A 22,236-nucleotide genomic window follows, 5' to 3' on the forward strand; every position below is an offset into this window, starting at 1 on the left:
ATGTCAAAAAAAATGAAACCCCTGTTTTTAGGCCCTGAGGCTCAGGCAACGTGCTGAATCAAATGATTGCGCAGGCTATTGAGGCGCTCACGTAACGCACCCAGCTCCTCCAGTGAACAGCCCATGGCACACAGCATGTCATCCATAATGCCTGCCGCTTGCTGGCGCAATTGCCGCCCTGACTCAGTCAGGCAAATAATCACCTGGCGCTCATCCTGGCTAGAGCGCACACGCTGCACCAGTTCCGCCACTTCCAGCCGCTTTAACAAAGGCGTTAAGGTGGCTGAGTCGAGAAACAGCTGCTCACCAATATCACTGACGGTGCGCTGATCGCCTTCCCACAATACCAGCATGACCAGGTACTGTGAATAAGTGAGATCCAGCTTTTTTAACAATGGCCGGTAAACCTTGTTAATCGCCAGCGACAGCGAATATACCGAAAAGCATAATTGCTCTTGTAATACCGGTGTTTTATTTTTTACTGGCTCATTCATATGTTTCTATTATAAATAGCACACTATTTAATAGCAATAGATTTAAAACTTATTTATGAAAATAATTAATCACATAGTGAACAATAAAATTGGCTTTTTTATGCATTCTGATCTGGCTCATATCAATCTCCTGTGGATATAGGTCACCATCATAAGCCGATATTTAGTGAAATAAAGTTGAATGTTTTTATGAGGCTGATTAATAAAATTGATGCATAGGAAAACGGACTGATAGCAAAACAAAAGCCCCACGTTAAAGTAGGGCTTGTGTATGCGCAAAAGGGTATCTAGCCGAGATTATCCAGCTTGAAAGGATCTTGTGTCTGCGGGTCGATATCCAGCGGATTAATCTCGTAGGACAGGTCGTCGCCAATATCAATGTCGATCTCGTTTTGACCTTCCCAGCGCTCCAGCCAGATAGAAAAATCTTTTTCCGGCATAGGCTTGCCAATAAAGTAGCCCTGACCTTCGTTGCAGCCCAATCGGGCCAACTGGTTCAGCACAACTTCATTTTCTATGCCCTCTGCCACCACGATCAGGCCCATATTGTGCGCCAGGTCTATGGTCGACTTCACAATGCTGGCGTCGCTGCTATTTTTGTCCATAAACATGACAAATGAGCGGTCAATTTTAAGCTCTTGCACAGGCAACTGGCGCAAATAAGCCAGCGATGAGTAGCCAGTCCCAAAGTCATCAATCGACAGATGCAGCCCCATCGCAGCCAGTTTTTTCACTACCACCTCAGCACGCTCCGGGTCCTGCATCAAACTGCCTTCGGTGATTTCCAGCTTCAATGCTTTGGCATCCAGACCATGTGAGGACAATAAATGGCCAATCTGTTCTGGTAACTCCATATTATTGAGGTCACGCGTGGAGAGATTCACCGCCAGCGTGATGTGCAAACCCTGTTTTTTAAAGCCAGCCAAGACCTGGCAGGCACGCAACAGCATCCAGTTGGTGATATCACTAATCACCCCGGTTTGCTCGGCAAACGGAATAAACTGATCCGGGAAAATCATGCCTTTTTCAGGATGCACCCACCGGATAAGTGCCTCGCCGCCTAGCGCGCGGCGCGTTGCCACATCAATTTTTGGCTGGATATACAACAACAACTGATCATGCTGGATAGCTTCCTTCAAATCCGAAATCAGGGTCAGTGTTTCTGACTGGTCAATTTCCAGCGCTGTGTTATAAACAATCCAGGGCGATTTTTTGGCTCTGGATTCCTGCAAAGCCGTTTCCGCATGGTTCAGCAATGACTCTTCGTCCAGCCCATGATCCGGATACAACGCAATACCGATGCCAGTACGCACATCTATCGCCTGGCCTTGCACGCTGACCGGCCGCTCAAACATCTGCTGAATCTTGTCGGCATAACGCGTGGCCTTGGCCTGGTCTGTTTGCTGCAATAACACGGCAAATTCATCTGCATCCAGGCGCGCGACCATATCCTGCGCACCAAGGACATTTTGCTTTAACACCTGGCCGACATGGCGCAGCAAGTCGTCGCCAAAGTCCCGGCCCAGCGTTTTATTAATCGGCTTGAAACGATGGATATTAATCACCATCACACTCAGCTTCTGCTGGCTGTCAGCATGTGACATGATGGCCTGATGCACACCCTGACTAAAAGCCAGGCGGTTAGACAAGCCAGTCAGCTCATCGTTAAACGCCAGCCGCTGTATACGCAGGGAACGTTGCAGCACAGCCTCACGCATGCTGTTCAGGGCTTTGGCAAGCAGACTGATTTCATCGCGGCTATTCACCTGAATTTCTTTTTCATAGTCACCCATAGCGATGTTGTCAGCGTCCCTCACCAGTGCCGCAATTGGCTCTGTCGTTTTGCGTGAGACATACCAAATCAGCGCGGCAAAGATCAGCACGCCTATTAAGGTCAGCAACAACATCACTTTAAACAGCGTGTTCAGGTCCTGTGTAAAGGGTTCGACCGAACCTTGCAGCACCACCAGCAAGGCTTCATCACGGGTTTCATGCAAGGAGCGGATTCTTAAATGAAAAGATTGACCACCGAGATTAACGCGATGCAATGACAACTTCTGGCGGTAGACGTCTGCCACCGTGCGAACCAGCAAGTTTGAGAGATCAGCCCCAGTGGTACCACTCACCAGTTGCCAGTGACTCTGCGGGGTGTTCTGCACAAAAGCGACATCAAGGTGTGTCAACTGCTTGATCTGACTCGCTAAACGCCCGTCCACCGCAAAGCCCATCACAATCCAGCCAATTACATCGGGCGCTTTTACCGGCACGGTGATCAGTTGATACGGCTTACCATCGACAATATCAAACTTGAGTGTACCGCTTTGATTTTGGAGAATTGCCTGCCTGGCATCTTCTTTGGCATTGGCACCAAACAAAGCATGCTCATTATCGGTCGTGCCGATCACCATATTTTCGTCGCGGCTGATGTAATAGGCTATATGCGCACGAATACGCCCCTGATAGCTCTCGAGGGCGGACTCAATGGTCTCGGCATCGTTCGTTGCCACCGCCTCTCTGAAGGCGAAATCGGCGGCCAGCACCTGCGTGGCCTGCTTGAGACTCTGTGTATTGTGCTGCAGCAAGTTGACAAATACACGCTCACCGACATCCATCTGCTCTTCAGCCAGTTGATTCGCATGTTTATCCAGGGCGTACTTGAGCGGAATCAGCCCGGCTAATTGAATCACCACCACCACTGTCAAAAAAGTAAAGGCAATGCGTGAGCGTATATGTTTGAACTGGATCATGCAGGGAAACTTTACGGGAGCGCGATTTTAATCTCGGCCGACCCTTCTATTTTCAGTTTTTGTTCTGTCGCGGGCTTGGTTTGACCCGGCAGCCAGGCTTGATAGCTATATTGACCATCGTTTAATTTGAGCACCGCTTTGCCATTGTCATCAGTTTTGGCAAAAAAAGGCGTATCTACAATATAGATGTACCCTACCATAGAATCATGAATGTTGCACCCCAGCGTCACAACACCGGCCTGGTCAAACAGCACAGGATCTGTCGGGACACCTGAATACAGTTTTAACTCAAATTTTTTGGCGGGCGAAAAGGAATACACATGGTGCCTGACAGAATCTTCGTTCGGAAAGTTGATTCTGGTCCCGGTTTGCACAATCGTGACCTTGGGATTAAACATCTTGTTTTTCTGCACAATTTTACCGCCTGCACCAGCAGGCAAGGCACTTGTCTTGCCATCATAAAAGGCAACAACAGCTTCAGCTACCGGCTTGCCAGCCGCATCAGTGATGATTGCAGTGACTTCAGCGGCGTCACTGCCGCGACTTAGGCACAGTACTGCCAGCATGATTAGAAGTTGCTTCATATGATCTCTTAATTAGTCACCACATCACGTTTCATTGGCGCGAGTATGCGCAGCAATTCATTTTTTTCTCTGGTACCTACCCCATTGCTATCCATGCGCTCACGCATCACGTCTACCATGCGTTCAAACTCCGCTGTGGTGATTTGGGCATCAGCATGTGATTTTTGCATGGTCTCGCCCTCATACACGCAATCGCCGCCGGTTTTCACACACAAAAAATTTGTCAGACTTTCTTTTAGCGTTTTCATTTTCACGCCGTCGAACGAGCGGCTGGTTTGCAGATCCTTGCTGACGATATCCAGCGTCTGGTTAGAAATTCTGCTGAGCATAGGCAAGCCACCAATACGCTGATACAGGCTGGCCTCAGCTTTGGGTGGCGTCACACACCCCGCAACAGTACACATACAGACTATCATCATCACAAAAAAACGCATTCCATTTTCTCCACACTTTGGGCCAATACTCACATCTTAACGCGCACGCAGGTAGCCCCAGGCGACAATAAACACCGCTTTATCGACGTTGTTCCAACAATTACATTTATCGCAATAATTACATAATGCGATAATCAAAATCAAGGAGCTCAGCCCGATGTATACACCTAATTTGTTTTTGACCAGGCTCATGCAAGCCGTTGCACTGATTTGTGCGACAGCACTCCCCGCCCATGCCGGTGACCGGCTACTAGCCACTGGCGGCGTCACGCAAATTGAAGGTGCCGCAGGCGGTGGCCTGATGCCATGGGCGGTGATCAGCGGCTATGGCACCGACAAGCAAATCGGCGGCTCATTGTTTTACACCCATGCTGAAACCCGTGGCGACTTCAAGCTTGACACCACAGGCGTTGCACTGGGGTTTTTCAACCGCGTGGAAGTGAGCGCCAGCCAGGCCCGCTTTGGCCTGAGTGACACCGTGCCTGGCGAGCAGATTCGCCTGAATACGCTAGGCGTAAAAGTGCGGGTATTGGGGGATGCTATTTACGAGCAGGATAGCTGGTTGCCGCAAATATCAGTCGGTGCCCAGTATAAATATAACGAAGACTTTAATTTTGTACCCAAATTGCTGGGGGCAAAAGACCGCAGCGGTGTTGATTATTATGTCGCGGCCAGCAAGCTGTTCTTGGGTGCCATTAATGGTTATAACCTGTTACTCAATGCTAACCTGCACGCCACCAAGGCCAACCAGTTTGGCCTGCTCGGTTTTGGCGGTGACAAGCATGACAATTACCGCATCTATCCGGCGGTGTCTGCCGCTGTCATGCTCTCGGACAACTGGCTGATTGGTAGCGAGATACGCTATAAACCGGATAATTTGTCTGTTTATCAGGAAAACAGCGCGCAGGATATTTTTATGACCTGGTTTCCACACCGCAATGTGTCCATCACCGGGGCGTATATTGATTTGGGCAGAATTGCCAACAAAGACAACCAGACCGGCTGGTATGTGTCTGGCCAGATCAATTACTAACCTGAATTACTAAGTTTGGTTAGGTTAGCGTAATGCCGTCAGGCCACAGTCAGCCTGCAACTTTTTATCCAGTTGCTTGAATTCAGCACCATTGCCAGTGGCAAACGCATAGGGATTAGTGGACAGATAACGGTTGTATCTGACTTGGCGCGCGGTGTATTTTTCTGCCAGGCCATCGGCGTAACATTCACAGGCAGCAGGCTGTTTTACACTCAGCGCCTGCTGGCAATCCGCGACGAGCATTTGTTTATCGACACCTGTCCACGGCTGGTCATGGCGTTGACCATTCGACCGCGCTTGCGTCAGCATGGCGTACATCAACTCAACACTGGCGCGCAATTTGCCCAACGCTGACGTTTGCAAAGTGTCCTGATGTTTCACTTGCAAGCTGCCAGCATCGACCGCAAAATCGGCTTCCAACACAGCTTGCTCAGGAATCTGGTAGCCCTGTGCGGCGAGCATGATTTGCTTGGCAGGCTCTGCCTGCAATAGCGCTTGTGCTTCGGCAATATCGGCCGCAGGTAAACGCAATTGCCAATGTGCCTGGCACGTGCCTGCCGAACCTGCCATCATTTGGCCTTGAATCAGCTGGTCATTCACAGCATCGGCAAAGGCTGGCGGAATGCGCTGCAGCATGTACTGCATTTCTTTGTCAGCCAACCCATTCAGCGCCTGCGCATCCAGGCAAGCCAGCACAGACTGGCTAAACAACAGCAATCCTAATGTGGTCACGCAGTGTGCAATAGTTGGCATGGTTTGTGGCCTTGTGAATGATCTGTGCATTGGAGATTGCGTGACCAAAAAAGGTTTTGTAGCATATGCTTTAAATGAAAACGGGCGCCTGAGCGCCCGTTCATGCCATTAAGAACAAATTATTTGTTCATAACGTACATAGTTACTTCGAAGCCGAAACGCATTTCGGTAGCAGCTGGTTTAGTCCACATAGTCATTCTCCTTGATCTTAAATTCGTGTTAGCGATTGCTATCAACGTGTGACCATATTAAAACTGCCCGCCACAATTGTCGTGATTAAACTACGCAACATGCATTCATGATTTTCATGAGTGTGGCCTGATATAAACTTTAAGCAAAGCGGGATTTGATATAGCGCAACAGCTTGCGTACGCCTTTGCGGCCGATGGTTTTCTTCAGTGAAACTTTGAAATCGTATAGATAAAACGGCCACAAGAACTGCCAGCTCAGGCGACGCCCGGTCATACCAAGATACATTTGCAGGAATTGTTTGCGGCCGTCCCAGTGCAGCTTATGTAGCGCCCGCGTTAAGTCTGCCAGGCGTTGCTTGATCATGATGGCGGTCGCACTTGCATGCAGGCGTGCGGTATCAATTAGCACAAAGTGTAATGCGCCATCGCTCTGCCGCTGTACCAAGATATTCCCGCCAGAAAAGTCGCGGAAATAAATCCCAGAACTATGCATATGTAAGCAAAAACGGGCGAACGCATGATACAAGGTCTCTGCAGCAACGCCTTCAAAATGACTGTCGCCGTTTTTAAATGCCAGAAAAGCTTTTGAAATGGCAAACTCATGCGGCACATAGGCTGAAATAAAAAAATTCCGTTTCAAGGTCGAGTCATTAGCATGCTCAAAGTAAGCCAGTGGCATCGCAGTCCCCACACCACGCCGTAACAACTCCATTGCGCCATTCCAGCTACGCTTGGCCTTGCTGGGTTTATATCTATCCAGCAAGGTTTTGTGCCAATACATGCGCACCGGTTTTTTAACGGTGACCTGTTGCGTGGCATCGCGCGGATCGGGCAGTGACCAGATGGCGTTTCTCGCATGGCGCAAAGCGTTTTCCTTGGCTGGCGGCAGCAAGGTTTCTGGGTGCCAGGCCTGCCACAACTGTTGCGCCTGCTCAGCATTCGCCGCCAAAATCATGCCGCGCCAATCGCCCTCTTCTATCGGAAAATACTGCTGACCAGCGATATGCGCGTGAATCACTGTACCACTCAACACAGGCCGTGGCGTGCGCAAGACAATCTGTTCAGCTTGTGGCCAAACCAGGTATAACGGCGACTCAGTGAGCATTTGCTTACCCTGCGCCGGTTCACCATCGCGGTTAAATAGTTGCGCTTGCTGCAAACTGTGCGGTGAGTAAATCTGGTCTAACAACGCGCATTGGCCATTCACGGTCCAGGCAATATGCACGGTCTGCCCATGCTGTTGCAATCGGTGCATTTCAAGGCCATTGCCAGTGCTGACTGGCGCAATATACTGTGCGCCATTGAGCCAATGGCTGACCATTTTAAAGGCGGCAAAACTCGGGTTCTGCTGGTAATCAGCCACCACGCCATCGGCTGACTTGTAATAAGCCACGCGCTCCAGCGCTGGATAATCGGCATCTTTCAAGCCATCATCAATCAAGCCTTCGCGGTGACAGACAAATGCCCCCCAATTGGCATGCCGTAACGCGCCTGCCGCAGCGAGCAAGGTGAAATAACGCGTGACATAATCGGCTTGTTTCTGCGCACCATCCGGGAAACGGCGCTTGATACGAAAAATCGCCCAGAATGAGACTGGAGAAACCAGTGTTGGCACGCCTAGATCGTCACCAATTTTTTGTAGTAGTTTGGCTTTTTTAATCAGGTTGAACTTAAGGATGCGCGTCCATTTGTGTTTAAAAATCCTGAAGTCAGCCAACTCAGGCTCAACCACCCGTTCCACAAACAAATTATTGCTATGCACATCTGGCAGGCGGCGGTCCTGACCCAGTGTTTTCAGCAAGCTGATATTGTATAGAGGCTCAAAGTCCTGAATATTGGGACCAACCACGACCACTTGATGCGCCCTGGCCAGGTCATAAGCAATTTGCCAGGCCAGCATAAAGCCCGGCATATCGTAACCCGCCCATTTCTTGCGATTGACGGTATTACCAATTTCCAGCGCCGCAATACTGCCCGCATACGCTTGGCATAGTTCGCTGACAAACCGTTTCCAGTCTGCCTGCACCTGGCTGTCACGCATATTTCTGGCCGCCTCAAAAGGCTGCACGGCGTGCAAGGTCACAGACAGCCCAGCTTCCAGCAATCGCCTTAAAAAACGCTCCTGGAACGGCCTAGCTTCGTCATCGCTGATATCCAGACGCACACGCTTCACGCCCAATGCCTGCAATTGCGCTAGCACATAGTCATCGGTGGCTGGCTCTGCATTGCTGGCCACACAGAGCCCGATAAAGTCATCAGGGATAGTATGGCTGATTGCGGGCAAATGACTGTTCTTCAGCCATAAACCACCCGTAGCGATATATTTCAGGCCATCAACAATGACCTGGCGCGTGAGCATGGAAGGTTGTGTCTTCTTCAAAACGATCTCTACTCCGGCAAGCGATAACGCTGCTCTTTATACAACAGCGCAGGCAACAGGCTATTCGCCAATGCCCGCTCAGCTAACGCAGCGCCATCAGCAGGTGCAGCCGTATTTTGCAATTGCTTGCTGGCAGGATCGTAACGCCCGAATGCAGCGGGTTTGCCTTCGCGCAGCACCACGACCTCATTCTCAACCACCGTTGCGCCCATTTGCTGCATCCAGCCAAAATTGTAGTTGTACTGCATCATGGCGCGACCACGGTAGTCAGCACTCACATTCGACAAATCATGCCCGGTCATTGGGTGTTGGGCCTCTATACCCATTAATGACAACATCGTCACCGGCAAATCAATCTGGCTGGCAATCGCATCCACCGTTTTGGGCTGTACCGCCCCTCCCAGAATCAGGGCCGGGATATGGAAGTGCTCAATCGGCACCAGTGAATCGCCACGCACGCGGATATCGTGGTCAGCCACCACCAGAAACACCGTATCGTTCCAGTAAGGGCTGGCCTTGGCTTTTTTAAAGAACTCGCCTATCGCGTAATCAGCGTATTTAACCGCATTGTTATCCGTGGCTTTGGGCTGTTCATAAAGCTCTATACGACCATCTGGAAATTCAAATGGTGCGTGGTTGGAAGAACTGAATGCCAGGGTAAAAAAGGGTTTGCCGCTGGCATGATGCGCCATGAGCTGCTCGTGGGTTTTATTCAGCAAGTCCTCATCTGACGCGCCCCAGCTAGCGACAAATGCCGGGTTCTTGAAGTCCGGCTGGTCAGTGATTTGCTGGAAACCATTGCCCATAAAGAAACTGCGCATATTGTCAAAATGCGATTCACCACCATAGATGAACTCGGTTAAATAGCCTTGTTTAGACAGTAAAGCGGCCAAGGTGAAAAAGTTCTTCTGGCTTAAATCCAGTTTCACCGTGCTATCCGATGGCGTCGGTTGGAAACCAGTCACCACTGCCTCAATGCCGCGCACAGAGCGGGTACCAGTCGCATATAAATGCGTGAACCAGATCCCCTCATTTTTCAGTGTTTCCAGGTTGGGTGTGACAGGCTTGCCGCCCAATGACTCAACAAAACCAGCACCCAGGCTTTCTTGCAGCAAAATCACCAGGTTCAGCGGCTTGTCTCGCTTGATGGAGGGCACTAACGTGGTCAAGGTAGGAATATCTGCCTCTTGCGCACCCGTGATCGCCAGCACTTTTTCACGAGGCAATTTGCCATAAATTTCGCTGGACTTTGCTTCATGCTGCAGACTATAAGCAGCATAAAACACGGAATAAGTAGAATTTAATACCAGACTGTTGACCATGCTATCTTGCGTAATCGCGAACAATGCCGGATTGGCGGGTCGATGTGTCAGCGTTGAGCGTATCCCTAACACCGTTAACACCAGTATCAATGGCCACACCAGCCAAACCGCCGGGCTTGCCCACTTGGCCTCAGCCTGACGCCAGGGTTTAAGCAGTTTAGCAACCGCAGCAAAAGCCACGAGGGTCATGACCAGACCAAACACCAACTCGGTCTTAAAACCTTGCCACAACATGCCAAACACTTCGTGTGGATATTTAAGGTATTCGACAAAAATACGGTTAGGCCGCACATCATATTCGAGAATAAAGCCAGGCGTGGCCGCTTCCAGAAACACCAGAAACACCAGTGATAACAATACCCACCAGTAAGTGAAGCCACGCCAAACCTTGAATAATTTCCGCGTCGCCAATATGGGTGACAGCAAAACGGGAATAATGGCCAGCAAACCAAGCTGGATAATATCCACGCGCACACCTTGCAGCAGAATCTGGCATAACTCGCCCGTGGCTTGTACGCGTTCCCATTTCCAGGTCACCAGGCCCAGGCGAGTGAGAGAAAGCAACACCAACCCACTGATAAACATGACGATGAGCGGTGCATAAGGGCCAAACCAATGACCAATGGCCCATAATTTTGAAGTGGAACGTGGCTTGCCGAAGTAACTTGATTGCATGGTTGCTTAATCAGATTGATTCAAGCGTGTGATTATAACGGGTTATTCACGATTGTTCGCGCAGGGCCAACGCTACTCAGGCAAAACAGACTTTTTGCGCAGGTCGAGGTACACCACGGACAGCAAGCCTACCGGAATCACAAACCCGACCAGCAGCGGTACCAAGTCAACCAGCATATCGACAATACCGGTCTGGCTGGTCAATAAACTCCATGCCTTTGCCAGCAGCGGAATCACTGTAAACAATAAAGTGGGGATTAAAAACCAGATCGTACTGGTCGCCCCGCGCTTCGCCAAGCGTGCGCAAACATAAGACACCACGGCGACAATCACCGCCGCGCCTGCACCCCACACCGCGCCGGCCAGAATGGTGATCCAGGTGCCGACCTGGTAAAGCAATAAACAAATAATCGCGGTCAGAATCAGTTTCCGTTGGCTAGCCAATGACATAAAGCGCTTCTTTTTATTGAGTTAAAGCTAAGACAGGTTTTCATTATAAAAGTGCAGGCGATGCCATGGCATCGCAGCAAAATGGGATTGCCCAAGCAATCCCATTATACCCGCCACCTTAATTGGTCGTCGCTGGCGGTGCTGCTTCATATTCAGTCGGTTGCACAGGATTTCCGTGCGTCGTCCCGGCTTTTTCGTCTTTATTCCTCAGCACTTTGTTTTTGTGCCTTTTCATGGGTCGATCGGCCGAGCCCTTGTCCGTGCGTTGGACCTGGTCTTTAACCTGAGGGCTCTCCGAATTGCCCAAATTGCTAGCATCATTAGGCACTCCATCTTGACTGCTACCAATAGACCCTTTGTCTGTCCGGCTTTGCTGCCTGTCGACTTGCGGGCTTTTAGACGTCCCTAATGTTGCGCCATCATCTTTGCTTTCAGCCGCATAAGACGACGTGGTTGAAATCACAGAAACCAATAATGCAATCAGTAATTTATTCATGTTTTGTCCTTAAATAAAAAATGTGGTTTGGCATTTTTATTTAAAAGGGAATCATGATGTCTGCTTATCCGTGCCTTGCTTATTTTGCTGTAGGAAGAGCGCGCCTTAACAAGTGCCTCAGTCCTTTCAGCAATACCCAGGCGAGACCAATCACACTGATTAAAAACAGAATCGCCGGTATCGGTAATACCGCAGGCGTCTCTGGCTTGCGCGCCAATCCCTCTTTTAACGGCTCAGGCAATGGATTTGGCGTGACCGGGATAATTTGCCACTGGTTTCTGTCTGCCGGAGCTTGTTGCAAGTATTGCGCAAAGCTATACACAGGTGCCAACCCATATACCCGGCTGGATGGGATCTGTGGGATGCGTACAAAATAAATGGCTTCCAGCTGCTCTGGCATTGCTTGCATAGCAACAGAGGTCAATGTTGACTGATTGCCTGTTTGGGCGATTTTAAGCAAATCGTTGCCTATCGCATTAAACGCCACGGCTGGAAACAGCCTGGTCATTTCGGTATTCAGGTAATCATAAATAGCGCGGCCTTTTTGCAAGCTGCGCTCCGTCGCTGCCACATACCAGTAAGCTGCACTGGCTTTGAGCAGGCTTTCTACACCACGTTTTGGCACTTGCCAGCCCAACTGACGCAGGGTGTCTATGCTGATGCCAGCGCAGTTTTCCAGCGCATGGTCATAGACAAAGTCATTGCGGTAAAAATGCTGGAATACCCTGTTATTCAGCGCTTGTACCTGCTTGGGAATCTCAGGCTGACTAAATACCGCCACCAGCATATACGAAGGACGATAAAAGGATTGCCCGCTATTGAGATCGCCCATGTATTTATCAAACGGCGTCACCCCGGCAATAATGCCTTTTTCACTGTTGCTGGCAAGGTTGTAATAGTTATTCACCAGCCACGTATCATAAGCACCGTCAGCCCCCACCCTGCCGGTTGCCAAGGCAAAATGCCCGCCATGCGCTTCGTCGTCACCTCCTTGCGCACCATTCAGCAGAATCCCCAGTGCCGCTTTGCCGGACGATTTTTGCGCGACGCCAGGCGATTTTTCCCATATCAAACGGCTTTGGTAAGGACTCCGTGCACCGCCATTGGCAAACTGCACCAGAGATTGCAGGCTTTCACCTGCTTGCAACGGCTGTGTGTCGGCTGTGAGGTCGAGTTTAAATGCTTGCGGCCAGACCGTACGCGCCACCAGCGTTTGCTCCTCCAGCTCACCACGGATGGCTAGTGGGCCCTGGTTGAAAAAATGGCTGGTGCTAGCGTTCCAATACGAGCGATTGCTGGCGATCTTGGGCGCCAATTTAAATCCAAATCGATCCCCTTCTGCGCTTGTGACCGTCGTTGCTTCAGCATTCAAGGTCAACCCTGACCAGTGCTGACTGGCCCCCGTCCACACTAAAGCAGGTAAGGCCTCAGGAGTTAATCCTTGCGTATCGTCAACGCCACGCTTAGTGGCGTCAAAATGGGTCATCAATGCATTGCTGTGCGGCAAGGCAAAGGTTTCATGACGAAAATACCATAATGCTTGCGGCAATGCCTGGCATGACGGGCAAACACCATTGACCGTTTGGAATTGGTTTTGTGCATATAAGCCCAGCTGACTGCTTCCAGGCTCGCTACAGGCAAACGACGAAATCAGGCCTAAGCCCACACCCATCATGCGACGCATGCTTAGCCTTTCAACCCACGCAGGTAATCGCGCACGCTGTGCCAATATTCCGGTTGGCGAAAACACAGATAAATAGCCACCAGCACATTGACCGCCGCTGTGATGGCAAACAATTGTGGAATGCTGACGCCCATGCCAAACAGCAACACCGAAAATCCGGCCGAGAGCACCATAAACAAGGCATTCATAATATTGTTAGCAGCGATCACGCGTGACTGATACCCCGCCTCGGCGCGGCTTTGCAGCAACACATACAGCGGCACGATATACAGGCCGCCGCTCACGCCGAGCAAGCCCACATCGAGCAACATGCGCCAATAATCCAGGCCACCTAATGTACGCAACGTGAGTGCTGGATTCGCTAACAGCTGTTGCTGAATACTGCCGGTAGTGCTGGCAAAATCCCAAGCGAATAAGGACATCCCTGCCGCCCCCAGCATGACTAGGCCCAGCTCTTGTTTGCCCTTGGACAACTTTTCACACCAGACCGAACCGACACCGACGCCGACCGAAAAAATCGACAGCAGGCTGATAAAGTCACGCTCACTGCCTTGCAACACATTTTTTGCCAGATTAGGGAATTGCGCCAGCAAAGTCGCCCCAAAAAACCAGAACCACGAAATGGCCACAATCGCTACCCACAAAGTTTGCTGCGCCCAGAACGTGCGCACATTCTTGATCGTTTCGGTGATCGGGTTCCAGTTAATGTTGATGTCAGGCACAGGCGCCGGTGACAACGGAATACCGCGGCTCAGGTGATAGCCGGAGACAGCGACCAGCAATACACTCAAACTGGTAAACAAGGCATGTTGCTCTAAACTACCCAACCAGGCGCCCAGCACCTGCCCTAGCAAAATAGCCACAAAGCTGCCCATTTCAACCAGGCCGTTACCCGCCGTGAGTTCGTTAGGCTGTAAATGCTGTGGCAAATAAGAGTACTTTACCGGCCCAAACAGGGTGGAATGCACTCCCATTAAAAACAAGGCCAGCGCTAGCATGACCAAGCTGCGGCTTAAAAAACCGATGCTGGCAAACAGCATGATGCAAATCTCAAGCACCTTCACCAGCCGGATAATCTGTGATTTTTCGTATTTATCTGCCAATTGCCCAGCCGAGGCCGAAAACAGGAAAAACGGCAAAATAAACAGGCCAGGTAGCAAGGTCGCTAATGTTGCCCCATCCAGGGTCGTCAGGCTGGCGGTGTTAAAGGCTACTTGCGTAATCAATGCGGTTTTAAACACATTGTCATTAAAAGCGCCTAATCCTTGTGTCCAGAAGAAGGGCGCAAACCGTTGCTGGCGTAATAAGATGAATGGGTTACTCATGCTGCTTGCTCCGCCATCTGCTTCAATGTCACATAATCTGTTTTACCCGTGCCCAGCACCGGGATTTGCGCCACCACAATAATTTTGCGGGCGATGGCAATTTCGGGCGCCCCCATACTTTTAGCCACAATCTGCAAGTCTTCACGCTTGAGTTTGGCATCGGTGGTAAATAGCACGATGCTTTCACCGCGGCTGGCATCTGCGATCGTGGTAGCGGCATGTTGTTGTTCGGGGGCTGCAGTAGTCGCCATTTTCTCCACCACTTCTAGCGAGACCATCTCACCAGCCACTTTGGCAAAACGTTTAACGCGGCCTTTGATATGAATAAACCCTTCACTATCTATTTCAACCACATCGCCCGTGTCATACCAGCCATCTTGCGGCGCAACCAACACACCGGGGTTGTCATACAGGTAATAGCCCTGCATGATGTTATCGCCCTTCACCAATAAGCGGCCGCCCTTTTCTATGCCTGGCACTGGTTCCAGTTTGTGTTCAATGCCGGGGAACAACTGGCCTACCGTGCCATTACGGTTAGCCATCGGCGTGTTGGCCGCGACCACGGGCGCACACTCGGTGGTGCCATAGCCTTCTAAAATGCGGATGCCAAATTTTTCGTGGTAAATCTTGCGCACCTCTTCATTGAGTTTTTCAGCGCCGGCAAACACCACGCGCAATTTATAAAAGTCGTACGGGTGCGCATATTTGGCGTAGTTGCCCAGAAACGTGCTGGTGGAAAAAAATACCGTGCAGCCTTTGTCGTAAATCACTTCCGGGATCAACTTGTATTGCAACGGTGAGGGGAACAGCAGCATGGGGATACCGTTTAACAATGGCAGCAACGCGCCGGTAAACCCAAAGGCGTGAAACAGCGGCAAGGCCATCATGAATTTATCCGCCGGGCTAAAATCCAGTGTTGCCAGAATCTGGTGCGTATTGGCCAAGATGGCTTTATGGCTGTGCACCACCCCTTTGGGCTTGCCCTCTGAACCTGAGGTAAACAACACCACCGCTGTCTCTTCGGCAGTGACCGGCTCCATGGCCGCGCGCGGATAATGTAAGGCATAGCCCATGAGCCAGGCACGGTCTAGCATGCCAAATTGGCTACGCAAGTCTTCGAGGTAAACAATATTCAAATCGCTCATTTTGGCGACCATCTCCTCCAGCTTGGCCGCTTCAATAAACTTGCGCGAACTGATCACCGTACGGATATTGGCGGCGTGGCAAGCATTACGCATACCATCCGCGCCTGCGGTGTAATTGAGCATGGCAGGGATTCTTTTAAAGGCGCTCATCCCCAGCACCAAGGCCAGCGTATTAGTGATATTCGGCATCAATACGCCAACCACTTCAGCAGGCTGACTCACCTTGGTGGCGATTCGTCCCAGTGCCAGGCTGCGCTTGAGCACTTCCTGATAGGTATCTTCAACCTGGTTCATATCCTCGATCATGCGCGACTTGGCTCCGTATTTATCCATGGCGTCCAAGAACGCTTCGAACAGGCTTTTGCTTTGCTGCGTTTTAAACAGCATATGCTGCATGATGCTGCGCATGGCCTCACCCGCGATCCGGCGGCGCTGCTTGGCCGTGAGCGGTGCGTGGTGTCCGTGCTGCTCAATGCGGATGTCAGTGGTGGGCAAAATCTTCAGGGTCACACGAGGCAACAATTTGCGTGGATGCGCATCGGATAAACGGCCAAAATAAGACTGGGCTGCACCTTCAACCCTGACTGGCAAGATTTTGACACCGGTTTTAGCCGCCACAAAGCCAGGGCCGTCATACACCTTCATCAAGGCGCCGGTCAGGGTAATGCGGCCTTCAGGAAAAATCACCACATTCTCCCCTGCATTCAGACGCTGCACGACTTTCTTCATCGCCAGCGGGCTGGCCGGGTCGACAGATAAATGCGGCGTCAGCTTTAACCACCAGCGAAAAAAGATATTTTTTAGCACACCGGTATGCACCACAAAAGTCGCGCGCTTGGGCAAAAACAAGCCCAACAACAAACCATCCAGAAACGACTCATGGTTGGCAATAATCAACAACCTGTCTTCCTGCGGCACGTTCTCCAGCCCTGTCACCTGCACGCGGAACAGCAGACGGCAGATCCCCCTTAATACACTCACCAGCATTGTTTGCTCCCTGTTAAATTCTTTTTATATTTCGTCTTTGATGTAGTCCAGCACGTTTTGCAGTGCCAGCTGCATGAATGATTGATTGACCCAAAAGTAGACTTCGCGGCCAATTTTCTCGCTCTGCAAGGCTCCACCTCGTTCGAGCACTTTTAAATGATGGGTCACAGCGGTGCGGCTCAGTTGCGAGCCCTCCACAATTTGCAGAATCGTCAGTCGCTCGTTTTTCTCGAACGATAGCAAAATCCGTTGCCGGTGGGCATCACCCAGCGCAACGAAGAGCTCTGAAATAGCGTTCCAGGGTTCTGGAACTTGGGTCACTGTTTTCATATAACTATATAATTAGTTATTTAGTTTGTTTTGTCAAGCATCATATAATCCCGCCATCCCCATGGACTAGTCTGCGCTTCATTAAAGCATCATCCAACGTTGGCGCACACCCTATTACACTGCAATGCCGCATGTAAAGGAGTGTTGAGATGTTACGCCTGTCAGTATTGTCCTGTTTGCTTGTCTGTTTGCCGTTGGCGAGTCACGCCAGTGCAGAAATCAGCCTGGCAAGCACGAGTTGCTCCGGCGACATGTCTCTGTCAGCAGGCAGTGGGATCTCATTAGCCTGTACTGGAAACCTGAGTCTGGATGGCGGCTGGCTCAAGTCTGACAGTCTGATATCAGTGTTCGCCGGTGGTGACCTGACACTCAACAACCTCAGCCTCTACGCGCCGGAAATCAGCTTATCAACCCTGTCCGGCAACCTGACTATTGGCAGCAACGTGCTATTCGACATCACGCACACAGCAGTGCTCACCAGTGGCGCCACGCCCTTAGACATTTGGTCGCCACGCCCGGTGATTGCGTGGCAGGCATTTAATATAGGCTTGAATTCAAGTGTCGTTTTCAATATGGGAGCAGCCAGTTCAAGCGTCATAAACCGTATCACGGAATATAGGCCAGATTTGGCAGGTAGCCTGGTACTCACACCCGCACAAAGTCAGATGCTCATTCATGAATCGCGGATCACATTGATCAACAGCGCAGGCATCAATGTCTCTGCGGTGCCTGAACCTGATGGTTATATGATGATATTAGCTGGCTTAGGGCTGATGGCTTGCAGACGCAAGACCAAAAAATTAGCTAGTGGAGGCTGAAAGATGCGTTTGCAGCAGACTGAGCATGGCGACATCGCCAGATTGGTCTGCGCTAAACGCGGTCAAACCGGATTCACACGCCTGCTCGGCGATGCGTGCATGGTTAACGAATACAGGCGTCGCTTTTAACCAGTCACCCTCGCCCGCCAGTGCCAATAAAAAACGCAAGGCTTCGCTGCTGGTGACAACGATGCCTTGTAACTGGCCGTTGGCATAGGCCTGCTTTAATGGCTGGGCGCTGCTTTGCGGATTCACACGGCGGTAGCATTCACCAAACACCACTTCCGCGCCACGCTGTTTTAAGGTGTCGGCTAATACCTCACGCCCACCCACGCCACGCACAATCAGTACGCGCTGCCCTTGCATCTGTTGCAATGCCGGTAGCGCCAGCAAGGCTTCGCTGTCAAATCGTTCGCTCGGTGTGAGCACCTCTGTCACGCCAAAACCTTGCAAGCTGGCGGCTGTGGTTGGACCAATTGCAGCAAATTTTAGCGCAGGTGAAATACCTGCCTGTTGCAACAAAGGCATGCCATATTGCACGGCATTGCTGCTGATAAACACGGCCCAGTCAAACTGGCTTAACGGCGTGACTGCCGCATGAAAAGCACTCAGGTCGTCGAGGCTTTTAATATCCAGCAACGGAAAAGAAATCACCGTGCCGCCTGCGCCAGTGATCGCCGCAGTCAGCTTGGTGGCTTGCTCGGGTGGCCGTGTGACCGCGATATGCATCCCGGCCAAGGTCGCTGCCGATGGCAGTGTCATTTCACCCCATCCAGCGTGGCCAGGATTTTATCGGCACCACGTGCCACGAGTTGCAGCGCCAATTGCTGACCCAGCTTTTCAGCTTCTGCCGCATGACCAGTGACGGTTTCTTTAAGCATCTGCTTGCCATCAACGCTGGCGACAAACCCCTGCATGGTGATGGTGTCACCTTGTTTGGTGGCATAAGCACCCAGCGGCACCGTGCAACTTCCTGCCAGCGCACGGCTGAATCCTCGTTCAGCTTCCACGCACAATTGTGTATCCACATGATTCAACGGCGCCAACACAGCCATCAGGTCACTGCGGTCAGCATTGATTTCGATACCCAATGCGCCCTGACCCACGGCCGGAATACTCTCTGCCGGACTAATAAAACTTTTAATGCGATCGCCTAACTCCAGGCGGATGAGCCCGGCTGCCGCCAGGATAATCGCCGCATATTGACCTTCATCCAGTTTGCGCAAACGGGTTTGCACATTACCACGCAATGACTCGATTTTTAAATGCGGAAAGCGCGCCTGTATCTGGCTTTGGCGACGCAAGCTGGAGGTACCCACCACGCTGCCCTCAGGTAAGGCTTCCAGATTCGCATAGTCGTTAGAAACAAATGCGTCACGCGGATCTTCACGCTCACCGGTCGCCGTCAGCACAAAGCCCTCGGGCAAATGCATGGGCACATCTTTCATACTGTGCACAGCCAGGTCAGCCCGGCCATCGGCCAGCGCATTTTCCAATTCTTTCACAAACAAGCCTTTGCCGCCTATGCGGGACAACGGGGAATCCAGAATCTGGTCACCAGTGGTGGTCATGCCTAAAATGCTGACCTCGCATTGTGGATATAAGGCCTGTAACCTGGCCTGGATATGCTTGGCCTGCCACATGGCAAGCGCACTCTCACGTGAGGCAATAACGAGCTTGGCAGGAGGATTGAATGTACTCACAACGATCTTACCTTTAATGGATTTAGCGCAACATTTTAGCACGGCAAGACGATTGTTCCGTGCGCATTACCGGCCCGATACAGATGAACCTTTTGCTCCCCAAGGCAGTCGGATTGAGTTATGCTGACACCTGCATAGCAACCCGAAGTGGCTAGAAAAGTCGCTATTCAATGATAAAAATGGAGGACTATCCATGCAATACCAAATCGACATTTTCCTTTCTTCTCTCAATCAATTCTGGGTCGAACTGGTCCATTTTGTGCCTAAATTACTGGCTGCCATGGTCATCCTGTTTTTCGGCTGGCTGGTCGCAAAAGCGGTGAGGCTTGGTGTGAAACGCATTCTTGAATTGACGCATTTCGATACCTTTGCCCAAAAGTCTGGCCTTGAGGCCTTTATGCGTAGCGCCAATTACAAAGTCACGCTGAGCGGCATCATCAGCCAGGTTGTCTATTGGCTAGTCATTTTGCTGTTTGTCATTACCGGCGCCAACTCACTGGGGCTGACAGAAGTCGCTTCATTGCTCAAAGAGCTGGCAAGCTACCTGCCGCATATTATTGTCGCCATCCTGGTGGTGATTTTCGGCACCCTGTTTGCCCGCTTTATCAACCGCCTGGTCTTTGCCTGGCTGCATAGCATCAAATTTGAGCAAGCGCTGATCATCAGCACCTCTGCGGAATATTGCATCCAGATTCTGGCCATTTTCATTGCCCTGGAACAACTGGGCATTGGCATGCAATTAATTCATTCACTGTTTGTGATTGTGTTTGGCGCCGTATTCTTGGCACTGGCCATCGCGTTTGGTCTGGGTGGACGCGACTGGGCAGCCAAAGTGATTGATCAAGCGCAACAGAAGAAAAAGTAACTCCTCAAAAAGGCCACCCTCAGGTGGCCTTTATCACATGCTGGTGGCGACGACTCACCACCAGCGTCTCCGGAACCCCTTTCACCAGCACCACCCATGCCGTCTCCCCGGCCTCTTCGCCTTCGGCAATCCGTTGCTTTTCAAACCCGCCAATGGCATTGCGCGCCACCAGCGCATTGCGGTGGATACGCACAAACTGCGCTGCATAGGTGTGCTCAAGCTGGTTAAGCGAGGTTTCAAGCAAATAGCTTTTATCACGCGTGCGTACGGTCACGTACTTCAACTCAGCCCTTAAATAAAGCACATCTGCGATAGGCACCAGCACCACTTTGCCACGCTCGTGTATGCTCAAATGATCATGCGTTTGTTGCAAAGACACCAACGCTTGTGACTGACTAGTCTGCAGCGGCTTGGCTTTGGCCAAGGCTGCCGCCAGGCGCTCACTGCGTATGGGCTTGAGCAAATAATCAATCGCACTGAGCTCAAACGCCTGCACCGCATAATGATCATAAGCGGTGGTAAAAATCAGATTGGGAGGTTGCGGCAAGCCCCGTAAATGCTGCGCTAACTCAATGCCATCCATGACAGGCATGCGGATATCCACTAGCACAATATCCACTGTAGCGTCTTGCAGCAACTGCAACGCTTCCACGCCGTTCGCGGCTTCGCCCACGACGTCGTAGCTGCCCACATCGCCGACCAAATCCCGCAAGCGCTGCCGGGCCAACGGCTCATCGTCTACAATTAACAAGCGCTGGTTAGCCATGCACAACCTCGGACAGCGGGCGCGTTGGGATCACGATTTCTACGATGTAACGCTGGTCGGCCTCATATTGCCGCAATTGCGCCTCCAGGTCGTAGTGCAGGCGCAAGCGCTCACGGATATTTTTGAGTGCCATTTTATTGCCGCCAGACTTGTCACTGCGTGGCGGCAGCGGATTACTGATACGCAACAACAAACTTTTGCCGCTAATGTTGATTTCAATCACCACCACCCCGCCCTGCGATTGCGGCTCTATACCGTGATACACCGCGTTTTCCAGCAAAGGTTGCAGAATTAGCGGCGGGATCATCATCTCGGCAGGGATGTCAGACAGTTGCCAGTCACATTGCAACCGCTCGTCTAGCCGTAGTTTTTCGATATTCAGGTATTGCTGGCATAAGGCAATTTCTTGTGACAACGGCACCAGATCGCGGTTATCGGCCATCAGCATGCGGAACAGTTCGGCCATGTCTTCCAGCGCCGTTTCGGCTCGTTGCGGCTGGCTGCGGATCAGCGACAAAGCCGCATTCAGGCTATTAAACAAAAAATGGGGGCGGATACGTGCCTGCAAAGCCTGCAAACGCGCCTCGGCAATCGCCGGTGAATAAGCGCGCTGCAATAAATCCAGGTAATACAAACACATCAGCACATCGGCCACACACAGCAGCATCACCTGCCAATATTGTGCGGCGCTCAATGGCATTATCCAGCGCTGGTAACCATAGCTGGATAATGCAGTGATGCCAATCGCCAGCAAAAACAGGGCCGCCAAGGCTTGTCGATAAGGCCAGCGACTAATCACAGGGTATGCCAGCGTCAGCGCCCCCAACACCAGCAACAGGGGCGGCAACCACTGGCTGCCTATACGCGCCAGGTCACTGGCCCACAACGTGACATTCCAGCCAGACTGGCCGTCATACACCGTGAGCAAGGCCAGCAAACACAGATGCAACAACAATACACGTAAGTGTATGCCCAGATTGCGAAAATTGGGGATGCGGCTACTTTTACGCACGGCGTGATGTTCGTTTATAATGTCGTGCCAGCATCATAAGTA

The 22,236-nt window shown here is 51.2% G+C and carries 21 protein-coding genes; 3 read left to right on the forward strand and 18 right to left on the reverse strand.

What is annotated here, in order from left to right:
• Positions 1 to 41: 41 nt before the first annotated feature.
• The 4 genes from ACIDE9_RS02840 to ACIDE9_RS02855 all read right to left on the reverse strand — a co-directional run bounded on the left by ACIDE9_RS02840 (position 42) and on the right by ACIDE9_RS02855 (position 4,259).
• Entirely contained in the window at positions 42 to 494 is a 453-nt protein-coding gene (locus ACIDE9_RS02840) for a MarR family winged helix-turn-helix transcriptional regulator (protein WP_411992527.1), read from the reverse strand.
• A gap of 287 nt (positions 495 to 781) precedes the next feature.
• Positions 782 to 3,241, reverse strand: a complete 2,460-nt coding sequence (locus ACIDE9_RS02845) for an EAL domain-containing protein (RefSeq protein WP_411992529.1) — start codon at positions 3,239 to 3,241, stop codon at positions 782 to 784.
• Between the two features lie 11 nt (positions 3,242 to 3,252).
• A complete protein-coding gene (locus tag ACIDE9_RS02850; protein ID WP_411992531.1) occupies positions 3,253 to 3,825 on the reverse strand; it encodes a methylamine utilization protein in 573 nt (190 codons plus the stop codon).
• 8 nt (positions 3,826 to 3,833) lie between these two features.
• Entirely contained in the window at positions 3,834 to 4,259 is a 426-nt protein-coding gene (locus ACIDE9_RS02855) for a group I truncated hemoglobin (protein ID WP_411992533.1), read from the reverse strand.
• 190 nt (positions 4,260 to 4,449) lie between these two features.
• On the opposite strand from ACIDE9_RS02855, the gene ACIDE9_RS02860 reads away from it, so the two are divergent.
• The gene (locus tag ACIDE9_RS02860; protein WP_411992836.1) at positions 4,450 to 5,292 is read left to right on the forward strand and encodes a DUF3034 family protein; all 843 of its coding nucleotides are present in this window, start codon (positions 4,450 to 4,452) and stop codon (positions 5,290 to 5,292) included.
• Between the two features lie 24 nt (positions 5,293 to 5,316).
• Here ACIDE9_RS02860 and ACIDE9_RS02865 read toward each other — a convergent pair whose 3' ends face one another.
• From ACIDE9_RS02865 to ACIDE9_RS02910, 10 genes are all read right to left on the reverse strand, one after another.
• A complete protein-coding gene (locus ACIDE9_RS02865) occupies positions 5,317 to 6,045 on the reverse strand; it encodes a hypothetical protein (RefSeq protein ID WP_411992535.1) in 729 nt (242 codons plus the stop codon).
• 119 nt (positions 6,046 to 6,164) lie between these two features.
• A complete protein-coding gene (gene pqqA / locus ACIDE9_RS02870; RefSeq protein WP_081624291.1) occupies positions 6,165 to 6,236 on the reverse strand; it encodes a pyrroloquinoline quinone precursor peptide PqqA in 72 nt (23 codons plus the stop codon).
• A 139-nt stretch (positions 6,237 to 6,375) separates the two neighbouring features.
• On the reverse strand, positions 6,376 to 8,595 hold the full coding sequence (locus ACIDE9_RS02875; RefSeq protein WP_411992839.1) for a lipopolysaccharide kinase InaA family protein: 2,220 nt from the start codon (positions 8,593 to 8,595) through the stop codon (positions 6,376 to 6,378).
• Between the two features lie 29 nt (positions 8,596 to 8,624).
• Positions 8,625 to 10,613: an LTA synthase family protein gene (locus tag ACIDE9_RS02880; RefSeq protein WP_411992537.1), complete on the reverse strand. Its 1,989-nt coding sequence runs from the start codon at positions 10,611 to 10,613 to the stop codon at positions 8,625 to 8,627.
• Between the two features lie 72 nt (positions 10,614 to 10,685).
• A complete protein-coding gene (locus tag ACIDE9_RS02885; protein WP_411992539.1) occupies positions 10,686 to 11,063 on the reverse strand; it encodes a hypothetical protein in 378 nt (125 codons plus the stop codon).
• Positions 11,064 to 11,181: 118 nt separating this feature from the next.
• On the reverse strand, positions 11,182 to 11,559 hold the full coding sequence (locus ACIDE9_RS02890; RefSeq protein WP_411992541.1) for a hypothetical protein: 378 nt from the start codon (positions 11,557 to 11,559) through the stop codon (positions 11,182 to 11,184).
• A gap of 79 nt (positions 11,560 to 11,638) precedes the next feature.
• Entirely contained in the window at positions 11,639 to 13,243 is a 1,605-nt protein-coding gene (locus ACIDE9_RS02895; protein WP_411992543.1) for a hypothetical protein, read from the reverse strand.
• A 2-nt stretch (positions 13,244 to 13,245) separates the two neighbouring features.
• Positions 13,246 to 14,568 (reverse strand): MFS transporter, encoded by a 1,323-nt coding sequence (locus ACIDE9_RS02900; RefSeq protein ID WP_411992545.1) that lies wholly within the window; start codon positions 14,566 to 14,568, stop codon positions 13,246 to 13,248.
• Positions 14,565 to 16,700, reverse strand: a complete 2,136-nt coding sequence (aas, locus tag ACIDE9_RS02905) for a bifunctional acyl-ACP--phospholipid O-acyltransferase/long-chain-fatty-acid--ACP ligase (RefSeq protein ID WP_411992547.1) — start codon at positions 16,698 to 16,700, stop codon at positions 14,565 to 14,567. Before aas ends, ACIDE9_RS02900 begins: the two co-directional genes overlap by 4 nt.
• 24 nt (positions 16,701 to 16,724) lie before the next feature.
• Positions 16,725 to 17,030, reverse strand: a complete 306-nt coding sequence (locus tag ACIDE9_RS02910) for an ArsR/SmtB family transcription factor (protein WP_194752592.1) — start codon at positions 17,028 to 17,030, stop codon at positions 16,725 to 16,727.
• A gap of 149 nt (positions 17,031 to 17,179) precedes the next feature.
• On the opposite strand from ACIDE9_RS02910, the gene ACIDE9_RS02915 reads away from it, so the two are divergent.
• Positions 17,180 to 17,848, forward strand: coding sequence for a PEP-CTERM sorting domain-containing protein (locus ACIDE9_RS02915; protein WP_411992550.1), 669 nt, complete (start codon positions 17,180 to 17,182; stop codon positions 17,846 to 17,848).
• On the opposite strand, the gene ACIDE9_RS02920 is transcribed toward ACIDE9_RS02915, so the two are convergent.
• Together ACIDE9_RS02920 and hemC are read right to left on the reverse strand one after the other, a co-directional pair.
• Positions 17,831 to 18,610, reverse strand: coding sequence for a uroporphyrinogen-III synthase (locus ACIDE9_RS02920; protein ID WP_411992552.1), 780 nt, complete (start codon positions 18,608 to 18,610; stop codon positions 17,831 to 17,833). The two genes, ACIDE9_RS02915 and ACIDE9_RS02920, sit on opposite strands and share 18 nt — an antisense overlap.
• Entirely contained in the window at positions 18,607 to 19,551 is a 945-nt protein-coding gene (gene hemC, locus ACIDE9_RS02925) for a hydroxymethylbilane synthase (protein ID WP_370583203.1), read from the reverse strand. Before hemC ends, ACIDE9_RS02920 begins: the two co-directional genes overlap by 4 nt.
• Before the next feature lie 193 nt (positions 19,552 to 19,744).
• On the opposite strand from hemC, the gene ACIDE9_RS02930 reads away from it, so the two are divergent.
• Positions 19,745 to 20,416, forward strand: a complete 672-nt coding sequence (locus ACIDE9_RS02930; RefSeq protein ID WP_194742502.1) for a mechanosensitive ion channel family protein — start codon at positions 19,745 to 19,747, stop codon at positions 20,414 to 20,416.
• 19 nt (positions 20,417 to 20,435) lie between these two features.
• On the opposite strand, the gene ACIDE9_RS02935 is transcribed toward ACIDE9_RS02930, so the two are convergent.
• Both ACIDE9_RS02935 and ACIDE9_RS02940 read right to left on the reverse strand, forming a co-directional pair.
• Positions 20,436 to 21,182 carry a LytR/AlgR family response regulator transcription factor gene (locus tag ACIDE9_RS02935; RefSeq protein ID WP_411992555.1) on the reverse strand — a complete coding sequence of 249 codons (747 nt, stop codon included), beginning with the start codon at positions 21,180 to 21,182 and terminating at the stop codon, positions 20,436 to 20,438.
• The gene (locus ACIDE9_RS02940; RefSeq protein ID WP_411992557.1) at positions 21,175 to 22,194 is read right to left on the reverse strand and encodes a sensor histidine kinase; all 1,020 of its coding nucleotides are present in this window, start codon (positions 22,192 to 22,194) and stop codon (positions 21,175 to 21,177) included. Before ACIDE9_RS02940 ends, ACIDE9_RS02935 begins: the two co-directional genes overlap by 8 nt.
• Positions 22,195 to 22,236 lie beyond the last annotated feature (42 nt).

Source organism: Methylophilus sp. 'Pure River' (genome assembly GCF_046765995.1).
Classification (GTDB): Bacteria; Pseudomonadota; Gammaproteobacteria; order Burkholderiales; family Methylophilaceae; genus Methylophilus.